General features: G+C 40.1%; 19 protein-coding genes. 6 read left to right on the forward strand and 13 right to left on the reverse strand.

The window, feature by feature from the left end; translation table 11 throughout:
* Positions 1 to 3: 3 nt before the first annotated feature.
* The gene (locus tag BLP52_RS08020) at positions 4 to 783 is read right to left on the reverse strand and encodes a winged helix-turn-helix domain-containing protein (RefSeq protein ID WP_091709948.1); all 780 of its coding nucleotides are present in this window, start codon (positions 781 to 783) and stop codon (positions 4 to 6) included.
* 218 nt (positions 784 to 1001) lie between these two features.
* On the opposite strand from BLP52_RS08020, the gene BLP52_RS08025 reads away from it, so the two are divergent.
* The 4 genes from BLP52_RS08025 to BLP52_RS08040 all read left to right on the forward strand — a co-directional run bounded on the left by BLP52_RS08025 (position 1002) and on the right by BLP52_RS08040 (position 4793).
* Positions 1002 to 1241, forward strand: a complete 240-nt coding sequence (locus BLP52_RS08025; protein WP_091709949.1) for an MTH865 family protein — start codon at positions 1002 to 1004, stop codon at positions 1239 to 1241.
* Between the two features lie 149 nt (positions 1242 to 1390).
* Positions 1391 to 3397 (forward strand): monovalent cation:proton antiporter family protein, encoded by a 2007-nt coding sequence (locus BLP52_RS08030; protein WP_091709950.1) that lies wholly within the window; start codon positions 1391 to 1393, stop codon positions 3395 to 3397.
* Between the two features lie 622 nt (positions 3398 to 4019).
* Entirely contained in the window at positions 4020 to 4343 is a 324-nt protein-coding gene (locus BLP52_RS08035) for a cupin domain-containing protein (protein WP_091709951.1), read from the forward strand.
* A gap of 264 nt (positions 4344 to 4607) precedes the next feature.
* On the forward strand, positions 4608 to 4793 hold the full coding sequence (locus tag BLP52_RS08040; protein WP_202905745.1) for a hypothetical protein: 186 nt from the start codon (positions 4608 to 4610) through the stop codon (positions 4791 to 4793).
* Positions 4794 to 4872: 79 nt separating this feature from the next.
* Here the strand turns inward: BLP52_RS08040 and BLP52_RS08045 are convergent, their stop codons facing one another.
* Together BLP52_RS08045 and BLP52_RS08050 are read right to left on the reverse strand one after the other, a co-directional pair.
* Positions 4873 to 5655 (reverse strand): DUF1638 domain-containing protein, encoded by a 783-nt coding sequence (locus BLP52_RS08045; RefSeq protein ID WP_091709952.1) that lies wholly within the window; start codon positions 5653 to 5655, stop codon positions 4873 to 4875.
* A 122-nt stretch (positions 5656 to 5777) separates the two neighbouring features.
* Positions 5778 to 7589 (reverse strand): KUP/HAK/KT family potassium transporter, encoded by a 1812-nt coding sequence (locus BLP52_RS08050; RefSeq protein WP_091709953.1) that lies wholly within the window; start codon positions 7587 to 7589, stop codon positions 5778 to 5780.
* Between the two features lie 161 nt (positions 7590 to 7750).
* On the opposite strand from BLP52_RS08050, the gene BLP52_RS08055 reads away from it, so the two are divergent.
* Positions 7751 to 8110 (forward strand): DMT family transporter, encoded by a 360-nt coding sequence (locus BLP52_RS08055; protein WP_338011372.1) that lies wholly within the window; start codon positions 7751 to 7753, stop codon positions 8108 to 8110.
* A gap of 2 nt (positions 8111 to 8112) precedes the next feature.
* Here the strand turns inward: BLP52_RS08055 and BLP52_RS08060 are convergent, their stop codons facing one another.
* The gene (locus BLP52_RS08060; protein ID WP_091709954.1) at positions 8113 to 8904 is read right to left on the reverse strand and encodes an ABC transporter permease; all 792 of its coding nucleotides are present in this window, start codon (positions 8902 to 8904) and stop codon (positions 8113 to 8115) included.
* Complete coding sequence (locus tag BLP52_RS08065; protein ID WP_091709955.1) at positions 8904 to 9536, reverse strand: ABC transporter ATP-binding protein; 633 nt, start codon at positions 9534 to 9536, stop codon at positions 8904 to 8906. The genes BLP52_RS08060 and BLP52_RS08065 overlap by 1 nt, the downstream gene beginning before the upstream one ends.
* A gap of 254 nt (positions 9537 to 9790) precedes the next feature.
* On the opposite strand from BLP52_RS08065, the gene bcp reads away from it, so the two are divergent.
* Complete coding sequence (gene bcp, locus BLP52_RS08070; RefSeq protein ID WP_238380762.1) at positions 9791 to 10297, forward strand: thioredoxin-dependent thiol peroxidase; 507 nt, start codon at positions 9791 to 9793, stop codon at positions 10295 to 10297.
* 16 nt (positions 10298 to 10313) lie between these two features.
* On the opposite strand, the gene BLP52_RS14580 is transcribed toward bcp, so the two are convergent.
* The 8 genes from BLP52_RS14580 to BLP52_RS08105 are packed head-to-tail and all read right to left on the reverse strand — an operon-like array spanning position 10314 to position 16465.
* The gene (locus BLP52_RS14580; RefSeq protein WP_202905746.1) at positions 10314 to 10487 is read right to left on the reverse strand and encodes a hypothetical protein; all 174 of its coding nucleotides are present in this window, start codon (positions 10485 to 10487) and stop codon (positions 10314 to 10316) included.
* Between the two features lie 20 nt (positions 10488 to 10507).
* A complete protein-coding gene (locus BLP52_RS08075) occupies positions 10508 to 11125 on the reverse strand; it encodes a V-type ATP synthase subunit D (RefSeq protein WP_091709956.1) in 618 nt (205 codons plus the stop codon).
* 17 nt (positions 11126 to 11142) lie between these two features.
* Positions 11143 to 12522, reverse strand: a complete 1380-nt coding sequence (locus BLP52_RS08080) for an ATP synthase subunit B (protein ID WP_091709957.1) — start codon at positions 12520 to 12522, stop codon at positions 11143 to 11145.
* Between the two features lies 1 nt (position 12523).
* Complete coding sequence (locus BLP52_RS08085) at positions 12524 to 14260, reverse strand: ATP synthase subunit A (RefSeq protein WP_091709958.1); 1737 nt, start codon at positions 14258 to 14260, stop codon at positions 12524 to 12526.
* Positions 14251 to 14550 (reverse strand): V-type ATP synthase subunit F, encoded by a 300-nt coding sequence (locus BLP52_RS08090; RefSeq protein WP_091709959.1) that lies wholly within the window; start codon positions 14548 to 14550, stop codon positions 14251 to 14253. Before BLP52_RS08090 ends, BLP52_RS08085 begins: the two co-directional genes overlap by 10 nt.
* Positions 14550 to 15626 (reverse strand): V-type ATP synthase subunit C, encoded by a 1077-nt coding sequence (locus BLP52_RS08095; RefSeq protein WP_091709960.1) that lies wholly within the window; start codon positions 15624 to 15626, stop codon positions 14550 to 14552. The genes BLP52_RS08090 and BLP52_RS08095 overlap by 1 nt, the downstream gene beginning before the upstream one ends.
* A 7-nt stretch (positions 15627 to 15633) precedes the next feature.
* The gene (locus BLP52_RS08100; protein WP_091709961.1) at positions 15634 to 16185 is read right to left on the reverse strand and encodes a V-type ATP synthase subunit E; all 552 of its coding nucleotides are present in this window, start codon (positions 16183 to 16185) and stop codon (positions 15634 to 15636) included.
* A gap of 46 nt (positions 16186 to 16231) precedes the next feature.
* Positions 16232 to 16465 carry a V-type ATP synthase subunit K gene (locus BLP52_RS08105; RefSeq protein ID WP_202905747.1) on the reverse strand — a complete coding sequence of 78 codons (234 nt, stop codon included), beginning with the start codon at positions 16463 to 16465 and terminating at the stop codon, positions 16232 to 16234.
* Between the last annotated feature and the right edge of the window lie 2 nt (positions 16466 to 16467).

Here is a 16467-nt window from a genome sequence, read left to right on the forward strand (position 1 = left end):
GATCTATTCTGAATCATTAGCCTGTTTTTCGGACTCAGGTTCAAGGGCAGAATATATGCTGCTGACACCTTCCATGACCTTGAAGCCTTTTGCGGTTATCATGTAGTCACCTCTTTCGTGCCTTTGTATTATCATACCCTTTTCAACAAGTTTTTGAAGATGGAACAAGAGATTTCCACCCCTAAGACCAGTTAGACTTGAAAGAGCAGAAAAACTCTTAGTTTCAGCGGAAATTGCCTTAAGAATCTCAAATCGCTTCTGATGACAGAGGGGTTCAAGTATATCAGTGACAACCTCTTCAGGAGGAAGCTGGCTAAGATCCTGGCGTTTATCCTTATTGGTCTCATAGATACGCATGGAACGCATGAGAGTTACCTGTCTTGAGAGAATGTCAGATGCTTCTGCAAAACAGATATCACATTTATCGTAAGGCACCTTTGTGCGGAGCTGTTTTATTTCAAGGCGATTTTCCTCTATTGCAGCTTCATTTACATTACCACCCCTGATAAGACCTGCATTCTTTTCCAGAATATTGGAGATCAGACCTTTGCATTCATTTCTCATCTCACATTTTTTGACCATATTTTTTTCAAGACCTTTTCCGGCATCTTCCATTAAATGACGAACAATTACCCCAGAGTAATCGTTTTTCACATTACTTACCATCATATCGAGATGCTGATGATTTGATGAATCCATGAAAGAACGTATGTCACTCTGAATATCGGAAAGCATGTGCTTGATATCAGAAAGGTCTAAGTTGAAGTCATTTTCCTGGGCCATAGAACGAAGTTAGTTCTGATCGGATATATAGGTTTGTGCATAATACAATTAGGTCATTCAAGTATACTCAACTATACAAGGTATAGTACAGTGCCGATTAAGTATATATCAGAAACTGTACTATTAGGTATTGCTGAAACACACTCCGGAGTTAAGCATCAGCAACTGACCAGAGAACAAATCTGAAAAACGAAATAAAATAAAAATGGAGAAATAAAATGAGCGTAAAAGATGACATACACAGCCAGATCGTCGGTGGACTTGCAGATGCAACATTCCCAATTGAGACACCTGAAAAATTACTTGCAGCATTCCCGGCAGGAGCAGACACAACCTGCAAATCAGGAGATGTATCAGTAACAGCGGGTGAAGCAGGAGGACTTCTCACAGCAGATGATTTCCCATTCAAGAGTGCAAAGGAAGTTGCAGACGTAATCGTTGAGAGGGCTGGACTTTAAGTCCTTCCAACCTTTATCATCTCCCTTTTCATGAAACCACACCTAAACCTATACCTCCTTCAGACACAATCTTTTTTAAATTCGGCAACCACTGTTAATGTGTAATATTTTTCAGTTAACACATTGACAATGGAAGTTGTGATAAAATAATGGATCTGACATTATTTACCGACATAGGAATCATTTTTGGATTATCAATAGCCATTTTACTGCTTTTTAACAGGATCAAGCTACCTTCAGTACTTGGTTTCCTTGTAACTGGTATGCTTGCAGGCCCTCACTGGCTTGGAATTATCAGCAGCGTAAGTGAAGTGGAAGCCCTTGCTGAAATAGGCATTATTCTTTTGCTCTTTACAATTGGAGTCGAAATGTCAATCAGGGAACTCTGGGAGATCAAAAGACCAGTACTTCTCGGAGGAACTTTACAGATCGGAGCAACCATCCTGCTTGTCTACTATATTGATATCTACCTTGGATTCAGTTCAGGGACTGCTCTATTTATAGGATTCCTAATTTCCCTTAGCAGTACTGCCATTGTACTGAAATTACTTCAGGAAAAAGCAGAACTGGATACACCTCATGGTAAAACATCTCTTGGGATTCTCATATTCCAGGACGTTATGATAGTTCCCATGATACTGATAACCCCAATAATTGCAGGAGCAGCTACAGAATCAGGTGATACATTCGGTATATTTATGCTAAAAGCAATAGGCATAATATTACTTGTCCTGGCAAGTGCCAGATGGATTGTCCCGGCACTGCTTTACCAGATAGCAAAGACAAGGAACAGGGAACTATTTCTCCTTAGCATTGTTTTTATCTGCCTTGCAACTGCATGGCTTACATCCAGTATTGGACTTTCACTTGCCCTTGGAGCCTTTATGGCAGGTCTTATCATTTCAGAATCAGAATACAGTCATCAGGCCCTGGGAAACATAATGCCCTTCAGAGATATTTTCATGAGTTTTTTCTTTGTATCCATAGGAATGCTTCTGGATATCAGCTTCTTTACAGACAATGTTGCATACCTGATTTTACTGGCAATTGCAATAGTCATAATTAAAACAGCTACGGCAGGCTTTGCAGCTCTTATACTGGGATATCCACTTCGTACAATTATCATTGCCGGACTTTCACTTGCACAGGTTGGGGAATTCTCATTTGTGCTGTCAACATTCGGACTGCAATATTCCCTTCTTGACCAGAATATGTACCAGATATTCCTTGCAGTATCCATAATTACGATGGCTGCAACTCCTTTCATTACAGAATCATCATATGGAATATCGGACAAAGCATCAAAAGTAGTACCATTCCAGAGACTTATTAACGGCTTCTATACAACTGCTATCACATCAAAAAGCAGTGATGAAAAACTTGAGGACCATCTAATCATAGTTGGTTATGGATTTAATGGTAAAACGTTATCACACGCAGCAAGGAATGCAGGTATACCATATGTGATAATTGAAACAAATCCTGAAACTGTAAGAAATGAAAAGAAAAAGGGTGAAAAGATCATCTATGGTGATGCAAGCCATGAAGCTGTACTTGAATCCGCAAATATAGATTCTGCAAGGATCCTGGTGGTAGGGATTTCCGATTTTGTTGCCACAAGGAAAATAATTGACATGGCAAAGAGCCTGAATCCTGAAACTTACATCATTGCTAGAACACGCTATGTAAACGAGATGAGTAAACTCAGTGAGCTTGGCGCTGACGAAGTTATCCCAGAGGAATATGAGACATCTGTTGAGATATTTGTCCGTCTGCTAAAAAAATACCTTGTGCCTGAAGAAGATATTGATAAATTCACGCGTGAAGTACGTGCGAACGGATATAGCATGCTCAGAAAATCCTACACCAAGGATCAGGAGAGACACTTCGATCTAAAGGATGAACTGCCGGGGATAGAGGTCAGTACTTTCAAAGTTGGTGAAAGCTGTCTTGCAAATGGAAAAACGCTTAAGGATCTAGAAATCAGGACGAAGCATAAAGCAACCATCCTGGCAATCCGCAGAGATAATAAAACAATCACAAATCCGGATGGTGATATTTCTCTGTACTCAGGTGATATCTGTATCATTTTCGGCAAGCCAGAAGACCTGCATAAAATCAGGGAGATATTCAAGGGACCTTCATGCAGGATATGAACGTAGTTGAGCTGCCTCAGAAGATATTAAGCAATAAAGCATACTAATGCCTATGTGGATACAAATCCCTCCACCACATACATGAACTTACAACTAATAATTATAACATTTAATCATGAAAATATTCATATAAAAAAGTATTGGAACATAGACACATATTCTGTAATTAGACTGGCAAGAAACCTGCAGAATATTTTGTGCTCACCAATAATCACAAAAAATAATTGATTATGAAGATTGCATGCGTTTACCTTATAAAGGAGAAAATTAGAGCACTTATTGAAAAGGAAGACCTCACAAAAGGTCTGAAAAAAGAATACTAAATCAGTAAATGGAGAATAGAACATGGAATGGAAGTTGTCTAGAAAGACACAACAGCGTTTCAGACATTTCAGAGTCTGGAAAGATTTCGAACAAATTGATGCAAAGCCAGAGAGCTATAAATGTCTTGCATCAAAAAAATCAACTTGCGCTGTGGGATTTTTAAGGCCTTCCATTAGTACGATGTACTAATCAAACTGGGACTGAAATATTATTCTTACCTTTACCAGGTAGGAAAACATTCTTTTTTTTCTGCTATAAATGCAAAGTAATAAATTGACATAAGCTATAAGCTTATTTCATGTTCAGCAAACATAGTATATTTGATTACAAAGAAGTACTTCCCGGAATTATGATGAAAACTATTGTTTACGGGGAAAAGACCCTGATGACTGAATTTTTACTACAGAAGGGAAGCCATTTACCTTCACACGAGCATATTCATGAGCAAACCGGATATATGGTCTCAGGAAAAATGTTGCTTACCATAGGTAGCGAAACACACGAAGTAACCACCGGTGATTCATGGAATATACCGTCTAATACCCCACATAAAGCAAATATAATTGAGGATTCTGTTGCTGTTGAAGTTTTCTCTCCCTGCAGGGATGAGTATCTTGACTGATTGAAATTAAGTTTATATTTCAATTTGTTTCAATCTTTTTTATATTACTTTTTCTTGGTTTTTTACATAGCATCCTACACTAATAATATACGAGTATATAAATATAAGTAATATTTGTGTAGTAAATAATCGTACATCGGAATCCGATGTATGAGTACTCATATAGGAACCGACTTGAAAAAAGCATACTGAATTAAAAGGTGAAAAAATGAAAGACACTTGGGAAAAAGTCTTTGAATACGCATCTTCCCCACTTCACGAACGATGTCCAGAAAACTTAGAGAAGGAGTGAACATCCAGGTCAATGAAGGGAAAGTCTACTCTAAGGTGGTTCTTTTCCTGGGAGAACAGTTCGTACGTATTACAGAAGACGAAAATAGTCAGAAGATCAACACATATTATGACTGGGAAAAGATCGAATCAGTAAGAACATATAGCAAAGGAGAGTGAGCACTCTTTGTGTATGATTCCGAATAATGGATAATGGAATTATCCATTTACTTTTTAGGATAGACGGTTTATTATTTCATTAAACGGAGATTTCATCTTTCAACTGCTCATAGCAACGAACAAGTAGATTGGGACTTGCTTTCATATCAAGGATAGTAAAATCAAAAAGTCTTGCAAACTCTTCCACCATGGGTTCGAACTGCTTCTCATAATAAAGCCCCGTATCCATTTTAGCCACATTCTTATATCCTGCATAATCAAAAACAAACTTTGAGAGCTTAATATTATCCGGATCAGGCGTCATACCTGCGGATACGACCATCTCACGCCAGTGGGCTGCCCACATAGGTGTCATGAAAAAGGTACCCACACCATTAAAACTCTTAAGTTTCTCAAGATATGCGGCCCTGCCACCAAGCACTGCACCAATGCAGTCATCGATAACATCACCATTATTCTCCTTCAGTATGTGCACAGGACATGGAAGATCTGAAAGCTCTGTATCCACCTTTCCAAGAACATTTCCGCAGAGACCATAAAAAAGAAGGATGCCATCTGAATATTCTGCCATCTCACGTGCTTTGTCATAAACAACTTCTTTGAGGTGCTCAGGAGTTGCATGCAAAGCAAGCTCAAGCATTTCCACAACAAGAACAAGAGTTTTTGTTTCTTGCAGAAAATCTGAAAGCCTGTTTTCTTTTACCAGAGTGAAATTACAACCCGAATCCTTCAGTTTAGCCACAAGACCACCACAATCCGCATTATCAACTACTAAGAGATTCGTTATGGAATCGTCATTTTCAACAATATGAACGATCTCATCCTCAAACATCCTACAGGCAATGAAAGTAAGTACTGGCATTTGTCCACACTCTCCATGAAAAAGAAATGTGATTTAATCTGAAACCACATTGTATTAGAAACTACCCCTTTGATAGATGAACAGCAATCGTTCAAATCAAACCGATTAACGGAAATATGAACTCACATCTCAAACCTTGTAACTACTCCATGAAGCTTGTCTGAAGGAAGCTTATAGAACTGAACAAAGGAAGGAGATAATTTCTTCATCAGGGCAAATATTCTCCAGATAACATTATCTGTAATGATCTCCTCTTCACCATAAAATATGGTGCGTTCATCTATTCCTTCTGCTCTGAGAATCTCAACAAGATCGATAACTTCCATATATCCCATCTTGATCTCAAATACCCGTAAACCTTTTGAAATTTCTTCTTTAAATGTTCTATTTACACCAAATGGTTCTTCACTTAAAGAAATTGAAATTACAACATTGTCTTCATAAATAATCCCATTATCAAACATCGTATGGGTAATGTATTGAGGAACAAAAGACATGTCCCGTGCAAAGAAAAGAGCTGTTCCTTTTATTTTAGATGCCCTCATGTAAAGCATATTATACTTTTTGAGAAAATCATCGAGCACCATTGGTTTCAGCAATCTGTATAGTCTTTTCTGCCCTGAGGTATAGATCAGTATCATACTGAGAAGGATAGCTGCTATGGTAATTGACCAGTAACCCCCATGTGGGATCTTGTACATATTAGCCAGGAGGTACACAAAATCAACAATTGTCACAAGGAATGCAATTGCTGACTTCAACATATCTTTCCTTATATAGAAGATCAAAGTCATCATAATTCCGGTTATCACCATACTTCCGGTTACTGTCAGTCCGTATGCTGCAGCTAATTTATGAGATTCCTTGAATTCATACATAACAAACAACACTGAAATCAGAAGTAACCAGTTAACCACGCTAATGTATATCTGGGATTTCATTTCTTCTGAGGTATAGTCTATCTTCAGAAGAGGAGCAATCCTTGTACTTATTCCCTGATATACGATTGAGAACATGCCGCTTATCATTGCCTGTGAAGCTATAATAGTGGCAAGGACACTAAGAATCAGGAAAGGAATATATATTACAGGCGCCTGCTGATAAATCATTTCAAACAAAACATTGGTTGAATTGGGATTACGAAGCATGAATGCTCCCTGCCCCAGATAATTCAGAACCAGTGCTACAAATACTATTTTCCATGCTTTTATGATAGGTTCTTTACCCAGATGTCCCATGTCAGCGTAAAGCGCCTCACCACCTGTTGCACAAAGAATTACTTCAGACAATACAAAAAAACCTGTCCATCCGTTAGTTAGAACGAATTCAACTGCATAATATGGATTTATAGCTTTCAGAACTTCTGGTGTGGAAAAAATAGAAATAACGCCTGAAAATGCAAGTGTACCAAACCATAAGATCATCAAAGGCCCAAAAACCCATGCTATCTTTTCAGTACCTTTCCTTTGAATTGAAAAAAGACCTATTGCAATTATTCCGGCAATCAATATCAGCGTATTCTGGTGAATGGCTTCAAGACCCGGAATCACACGTAATCCTTCCACAGCACTTAAAATACTGATCGCAGGGGTGATAACTCCATCACCCAGGAGAAAAGAGATACCCACATAGGACAAGAATGTAATAACACTTACCTTCCTGCCTGATTTGAGTAACGGAACAAGAATTTCTTTTAATACAATGGTTCCGCCTTCACCTTTTTTACCCAAGCTCATTGCAAGCCAGGAATATTCTATTGTCACAAGTATGATAAGTGTCCAGAAAATAAGAGAGAGAACACCAAGTACGTGTTCTTCTGTCAGCTTAGTAATAATGAATATAACTGTGAGAGTATATATTGGACTCGTACCGATGTCTCCAAAGACGAGACCCATGGAGTTTATTATCCCTCTGACATCCATGTTTTTAATCATAGAATAATTTCCTGTAATTAATATACCCCCTGTTAAATACAGGGCTAATACAAAAGCGTTTGGTTTAAAATATAGTTATACGATTTGCCGTAGCAGTAAAAATCCCATTCGTATGAAATACTGACAAAATTTGTATAATCTCTGGCAAAGATTAATAAGTCTTGATTAAGAACTCTAAAAGAAACTACATGGAAATAATGAGCTATCTTTATCTGGCATTTGCTATCATTTTTGAGATTTGCGGAACCACTTGCATGAAATTATCAGCGGGCCTGACAAAGCCACTGCCATCTGTACTTATCTTTGTGTTCTATGGAATAAGTTTCATATCATTCACCATTGCCCTGAAAAAAATAGAGGTAAGTGTAGCCTATGCGATCTGGGCAGGACTTGGTGTTGCCATGATATCTGCCATAGGGCATTTTGGATTTGGCGAACCTATGCCACCTGTCAGAATTGCATTCCTGGTCCTCATTGCAATAGGTGTTATAGGACTGCACCTGAGCAGCAGTGTTAACTAAACTCAGGAACTTCTGAGCATTTCTTTTTTGAACATCCCATACTCATCAAAGCCTCTGTATATCAGGACAAATACTCCCAGAAGCACATTCACCATGGTTGTTACATATATTGCAAGCATGATGGCTATCTGGTATTTTATTGCAACAAGAGGGCTTGCACCGGCAAGAATCTGACCGGTCATCATTCCAGGAAGGAAGACTATTCCTATTGTGGCCATATTTGCAATTGTAGGCTTTAGTGCAACCCTGATGCTTTTACGAAGATATGGGACAAGTGCTTCTATCTTTTCAGCCCCCATTGACAAGCGGAAAAGATATCGATTTTCATTTCTCTGTATCTCATTGCAGAAATTATCCATTCCAATTACATTGGCTTTAAGTGAATTACCCAGTACCATGCCTGCAATAGGTATGAAATATCTTGCATCAAAAAGATCAGTGAGGTCTATTATGAATTTATTGAAGTAGAGCAACATAGTATAATTGGTCACTGCCATGAAAATAGTGAGCAATGGCAGCAGATTTTGTGTTTTCAACTCCGCATTTTTCAGAACAGTATGTGATGCCACAAAAACCATTACAAGCACCCACACAATATTGAGTACTGGATTATTCAGGTCAAATACAAAAGTTAGAAAAACACCAACAAGGAGGAGTTGAAGGACCATCCTTAATGCACTTTCAAGTGTTGAAGAAATTAATTTCAGATCCAAGTAATAGCTTATAAGAACAGGTATAATAAGCAGGAAGAAAGAAAAAAACATTCCTTCAAGGCTTATATCATATGTTACCATCAGTTCACCCTACCTGAGAAGTCAATTACCTTCATTGCTTTAGTTTCCCATTCCCTGTCATGAGAAATTGCAAGTACTGTCCATTGTGGATTATCAAAGAATATGTCTACAACCTTCTGTTTCAAACCTGTGTCAAGTTCTGATGTAACCTCATCAAGAAGGAAAATATCTTTGCCTGAAAGTAATGCAAGGACTAAAACCACTCTTTGTTTTTCGCCACCTGACAGTTTCATGTATTCTTTATTCACCAGATCAGGAGAAAGAGACAGGCGATTGAGCAGTTTCTCAAGATCACTTTTACCATTGTTATTTCTGTTAGCTTTGAATGAGAAGACCTCATCAATGAGATCTGATACCTTTCCTTCTGCTATGTCGGTATCCTGAGAGACATAAGCGACCTTTTTTCTGATATCCCATATGTTATCGGCATCTACAGGAACCCCTTCCAGGTATATTTCACCGGAGTTATATTTTCCAAACCCCATTATCATTCTGAAAAGTGTTGATTTTCCAATTCCGGAATTCCCTTTTATTAATATTTTCTCACCTTTTAATATTGAGAAATTAAAATCTGAAAGAATTGATTTTCCATCATAACTAACAGAAAGGTTTTGAATATCCAATAGCCCCATTATGATTTACTCCAGTAATACATAGATGAAATTTACGTTATTGCCATAAGCTGTATGCGGATATAGCTTCCCAATATAGAATATTGGGTCCTATTTACATAATATAGCTCAGATATATATAGAGCTATTACTTACTTAGTTGTGGGTTGGTCTGACATATACTTACAACTCTGCCCCCGATAAGAAACCAACCCAAAATCTCTTTCATATAAGATTCAGAGTCCGGAAACAATCTTTTTGCTTAAACTCTTTAAATGAAAACATACATAGAATATGTCATGAGCAAGAATTCACTTACAGAAGGACATAAAGCTCCTGAGTTTTGTCTTCCAGACCAGGATGAGAATAATGTATGTCTCAAGGATTTCGCTGGAAAATGGGTTGTTCTTTACTTCTATCCAAAGGATAACACCTCAGGATGTACAAAGGAAGCACAGGACTTTACAGCTCTTAAAGGTGACTTTGAATCAGAGAATGCTGTTATTCTTGGAGTAAGTAAAGACAGTGTTAAGTCACATATAAAATTCATCGAGAAAAAAGAACTTGGAATTACCCTTCTTTCAGATGAAGAAACAACAATTCATCAGAAGTATGACGTCTGGAGAATAAAGAAGAACTATGGCAAAGAATACCTTGGAACAGTCAGGTCAACCTTCCTTATTGATAATGAAGGAAATATTGCAAGGATATGGGACAATGTTAAAACTAAGGAACATGCAGAAAAAGTACTTGCAACTCTGAAAGAAATCAAAGCTAACTAAATTGATAAATTAGAAACTAGAAATTGATATAATCGGATATTGTGCTGAATATCAAAATATAACCAAGTGCCAGCATAATAAGGGATATGTACCATGCCCATCTGAGAATTCTACCAAGATTCTCAGGTTGCATCATTTTTAGAAAAAAACGATCGACCGCGCTTGGCCGATCTTCTGGAACATCGTTCATAAAAAAAGGTTATCAAAGGATTATCCTTTGATCCTCTTGAGTCTGAAGGTGTTTTCCCTCTCCATCTCTTCGAGACGGAGCCTAATGAAGACCATTGCTTCCTGTAGTTCAGGTATAACCTTGAACTCGAGAGCATTGACACGCCTTTTTGTCTTCTCGATATCATCAAGAAGCTTTTTCATGGTTGTCTCTATCTCTGCTGCAAGGATGATCTTTTCTACGAGATGCTCATAAGCATCTGCTGCCTCATCGGTGTATGAACTGGTACCAAGAATACCATAACCTCTTTCGTGTATGGATTTCTTAACACTGGATGATTCGATCTTTGGAACAACCACACCCATGATGTTACGACTTTCCAGCTCAATTTCAGGCTTGCTCTGAAGTGCAAAAGCTGTGGATTTGACGGTAATTGTACCGTCAACAGCATTTGCAATACCGATCTTACGGGAAGCTTCTTCATAGGCGGCATCCAGCTCAGATCTGACATCCTTAGCCTTGCTGAGAATCTCAAAGAACTCAAGGATAAGACCATCTCTCTTCATCTTAAGCAGCTTGTGACCACTCTGTGAGAGCTTGATTTTTTTCTTGATCTCAATGAGTTCTGATCGAGTTGGTTTTACATCTTTCACGCCCATGTTGGATCACCTTTAAGTTAGTTGCTCTTGTGAGCAGGGTGGTACTTCTCGATATACTTGTTATCGATCCTGGTAAGCAGAGCTTCCGGAAGCTCAGAGAGAATGTCCCAGCCAACCTGAAGTGTGTCTTCAATTGACCTGTCTTCATCTCTTCCCTGACGTACGAATCTGTCTTCGAACAGATCTGCGAATTCAAGAATCCTCTGGTCTCTCTCGGACAATGCCTCCTTACCTACGATAGCCACAAGACCTCTGAGGTCACGACCTTCTGCATAACCAGCATACATCTGGTCAGATACTGCTTTGTGGTCATCCCTAGTCTTTCCTTCACCTATACCTGAGTTCATCAGACGTGACAGTGATGGAAGAACATTGATTGGTGGGTAGATACCCTTCATATGAAGTTCCCTGGAAACTACGATCTGACCTTCTGTGATATAACCTGACAGATCGGGGATCGGGTGGGTAATATCGTCACCTGGCATGGTAAGGATTGAGAACTGTGTTACAGATCCCTTTCTTCCCTTGATTACACCTGCACGCTCATAGAGTGATGCAAGGTCAGTGTACATGTAACCTGGGTAACCACGTCTACCTGGTACTTCTTCACGGGCTGCGCCCATCTGACGGAGTGCTTCACAGTAGTTTGTGATGTCAGTAAGGATAACAAGTACGTGCATATCGTGCTCGTATGCAAGATACTCTGCAGCTGTAAGAGCCATCCTTGGTGTGATGATACGTTCTACAGCAGGGTCGTCTGCAAGGTTAAGGAAAACCACAGCTCTCTCAAGAGCACCGGTCTTCTCGAAGTCTTCCATGAAGTACTGGGCTTCTTCGTTTGTGATACCCATTGCAGCGAATACTACTGCGAAATCTTCAGTGGAACCAGGAACCTTTGCCTGACGTGCGATCTGAAGAGCGATCTCGTTGTGTGGAAGACCTGATCCTGAGAAAATAGGAAGCTTCTGTCCACGAACAAGTGTGTTTGTACCGTCAATGGTAGAGATACCTGTCTGGATAAAGTCCTCTGGTGGCATCCTTGAATATGGGTTCATTGATGCACCGTTTACATCGATCCTGTCTTCCGGAACAATACGTGGTCCACCATCGAGTGGTTCACCTGCACCGGACAGAATACGACCGAGCATGTCCTTTGATACAGGGAGTTTAATTGTCTCACCGGAGAACACTACACCAGACTCTTCGTTGAGTCCGCCTGTACCTTCGAATACCTGAACTGCTACAACATCAGCGGAGGTATCAAGAACCTGACCTCTCTTTGTTGTGCCGTCTGGAAGGTTGATGTGAACAAGTTCACCGTAACCTACTGGTTCAGTCTTCTCGAGAAAAATCAGCGGTCCGGCGATTTCTGTGATCGTCTTATATTCCTTGGTCATCTTAGTTGCCTCCAAGTGCTGCAAATTCCTTGTCCATCTTTTCCATGACAACATTCAGTGCATCATCGAAGTTCTCTTCGAATTTGACCTTGGCAAGATCGTCCTTAGACTCTACTGAGAGGATATCCTTCATTGGGATTCCTGCTTCCAGTGATGCCTGTGCCATGTCACTGTACTTGGAGATTGCTTTGAGTAATTTATACTGTTTATCGAATGGACAGTATGTGTCAACAGGGTGGAATGCGTTCTGCTGAAGGAAGTATTCCCTGAGCATACGGCAGATCTCAAGAATCAACTGCTGGTCTTCCGGAAGTGCATCGGAACCAACAAGCTGTACGATCTCCTGAAGTTCGGATTCCTGCTGGAGAAGATCCATTGCATTGTCCCTGAGTGGTACCCAGTCAGGTGCAACGTTCTCTGCAAACCAGTCAGAAAGACCCTGGGTGTACAGACTGTAACTTGTAAGCCAGTCAATGGATGGGAAGTGTCTCCTCTGTGCAAGTTTTGCATCCAGTGCCCAGAACACTTTTACGATACGGAGAGTGTTCTGTGTAACAGGCTCTGAGAAGTCACCACCAGGTGGTGATACTGCACCAATAACTGTAATTGAACCTTCTTCTGCTGCAAGTGACTTTACTGCACCTGCACGCTCATAGAACTCTGAGAGTCTTGCAGAAAGGTATGCTGGATAACCTTCTTCACCAGGCATTTCTTCAAGCCTTGAGGAAATTTCTCTCATTGCTTCTGCCCATCTGGATGATGAGTCTGCCATAAGTGATACATCGTATCCCATGTCACGGTAGTATTCTGCAATTGTGATACCTGTGTAAACAGATGCTTCACGAGCAGCTACAGGCATGTTGGATGTGTTTGCGATAAGAACTGTACGTTCCATGAGAGGACGACCGGTCTTTGGGTCCTGGAGTTCAGGGAACTCATTCAGTACATCAGCCATCTCATTTCCACGTTCTCCACATCCAATATATACTACAATGTCAGTGTCACTCCATTTTGCAAGCTGCTGCTGTGTAACAGTCTTTCCTGAACCGAATGGACCAGGGATAGCTGCTGTACCTCCCTTTGCTACAGGGAAGAGACCGTCAAGGATTCTCTGACCTGTAATAAGAGGTCTTTTTGGAATGAATTTCTTGTCTACTGGACGTGGCATTCTTACAGGCCACTTCTGCATCATGGAAATTTCGGTACCGTCTGTGAGTACACAGATCGTTTCGTCTACCTTGAACTTTCCTGACTTTATCTCTTCAACTGTACCGGAAACTGTTGGTGGCACCATGATCTTGTGCTCAACGTTCTCTGTTTCCTGTACAACACCAATTGTCTGACCGCCCTTTACGGAATCGCCACTTGATACAGTAGCCTTGAATTCCCATACTCTTTCACGGTCAAGACCGTTGGCAGTCACACCTCTGCTAATGAAGTCTCCCATCTTTTCCTGGAGAACTTTCAGAGGTCTCTGAATACCATCATAAATACTTTCTAATAAACCTGGACCGAGCTCTACAGAGAGGGACATTCCAGTGTTCACTACAGGCTCACCTGGCTTGATACCAGATGTATCCTCATATACCTGAACAGTGGCTTTGTCACCTTCAATTCTGATAACTTCGCCCATAAGACCTTCGTGACCAACGTGTACCACATCGTACATCTTTGGCTTTATACCCATAATAGTAACGACAGGTCCGGCCACACGATAAACTTCACCTTTCATTTCCACAGATCTACACCTACCGATTGCTTTATTTTTTCCCTTAAATTCGAACTTTCACCACTACCACCGAGAGTCACAACAGTTGGCTCAACAGAATCGCTGATAGTGTATCTCAACATCTCCGGTAGTCCATTCAGATCATCACCGTGCATTATCAGAATGCCGACTTCTCGATCCTCAAGTATTTTCTCTACAGTAGGCTCAAGTTCGCCATTATTAACTTCAAATATCTTTTTGATACCCGCAAGTCTGAAACCTGTTACAAACTCGCTATTTCCTACCACTGCTAATTCCATCAGATCACCAACTGTTCCTTGATAACATCATCTTCGAGGTTGGCAGCTTTACCACGAATGATTATCCGCAAGTTGCTTATCTCGTTCTGTTTACTTAGCATGTAGTCCATGATTGGTACAATTGAGATCGGATAAACATGTGAGAAGCTTGCTGCAGATTTAAGCCTGTGCTGTTTCAGTCGGGTTTCGATATCAATTAATGAACTCATATCCGGTTTTACAACATCTGAGATGACATCCCAGTAAGGGTTGTTTTCCAACTCAGATACAAAGTCTGCAAAGGAAAGAGGCATCAATCTTTCTGTCTCTTTAAGTTTGCACTTCAATCCACCTTCGATCATCAAATCCATTGACTCTGAATCAGTAATTCCTGACTTCTTCAGACGGAAAAGAGTAACAAGATTTTTTATATCGATGCCCATTCTGGTAAATTCCTCAAACAGCTTGCGATCCTTTGATTTGGACCCGCCTACTGCGGCAAACAAACCTGTGTAGTACATTTTATCAAGCTTATTCTCGATCTCAGAAAGATTTGCACCATCGTAATTTTTTAATATCGGGTAATATTCCGTATTTGCAAGCTCAGAGATGACTTCCTCGTAAGTTGCTTTTGCTGCAAGGTCAGAAAGGCAAGTATAACTCAGTCTTCCTGCTGCAACAATTGCATCAAGAATTTCTTCTGTTGATGCATTACAATATTTACCACGCAGAATGGTTTTAATATTCCAGATATCATACTTCTTGAGTTTCTCACCGATAAGGAAGTTCACATCACCATCTGAAATATTAAGTAACTTAGTGAAGGTCTCTGCAAGATTCCTGTTAAGTGCATGCTCAATAAGGTCTACGCCTTCATACTGCCTTGCCAGTTCGTCGACATCCTCCTTATACTCAGATTCTTCTATGAACCTGGTAATTTCATCAATGCTCATGTTCATGAGCCTAGGATAGGTCTCCTTTGGCAGAAGCTTACTTTTCATTGCACGTACACGTGCTGTGGTATATGCATAATTTGCATGACCCTTTGAATGGGATTTTTTGGAATTACCACGCTTAAATTTCTGCAACAGCTGCATTTAGAAATCACCCGAATAAGATATCAGATGTCTGTTTCAACAACCGCTCATTCACGCTTTTAAGGATGACATCGTAGGTATAATCCAATCTGATAGTACCATCTTCGTTCTCGATAACAACACCACCGAGACAATCGATATTGCCGGCGTATTCGAGAGAAGATAACTTCTTGACAATCTCCTCGGAAACAGCATTAGAATAGATCTTTGTGCCGTTTGCCTCGTTCTCACTGATGAGTTCTTTGAGGAGTGCTTCATTTTTCTCTGGAGAAAACTCAGAAATGGTTTCTACAGCCTGGACATATACTTTTTCGAGTATTTCCTTGCGTGCATTGAGCAATGTGCGCTTCACTTCGAGATTTGCACTGGATATTTCTTGCTGCCTTATCTTTTTAATATCATCTTCTGCCTTTGCAAGACGTTCACCCATAATCCTTTTAGCATTCTGTTTTGCTTCATCAAGAATCAGAGCTACTTCTGCATCTGCTTCAGAATCCAGTTTGGAAACTTCTGCCTGAGCAGCATCCATGATATCTTTAACAACAGTTTCTAGTCCCATGCTCAACACCTTTATAAAATTCAAGAGCGAAAAATGCGCTCTTAAATTATCTGATCAACAGTGCAACTACCAGACCAAAGATTACAATTGTTTCTGGAATAACAGTCAAAATCAAACCTTTACCGAAAAGACTCTCGTTCTCAGCCATTGCACCGATTGCTGCACTACCGATGTCCTTCTCTGCAAGAGCGGATGCGATACCTGTAAGACCTACTGCGAGTCCTGCTCCAATTGCTTTTAGTCCTGCTGGGTCCATTGTTGTTACTGCTTCTGTTACCATTT

The sequence above is a fragment of the Methanolobus vulcani genome, from assembly GCF_900100715.1.
Lineage (GTDB): Archaea > Halobacteriota > Methanosarcinia > Methanosarcinales > Methanosarcinaceae > Methanolobus > Methanolobus vulcani.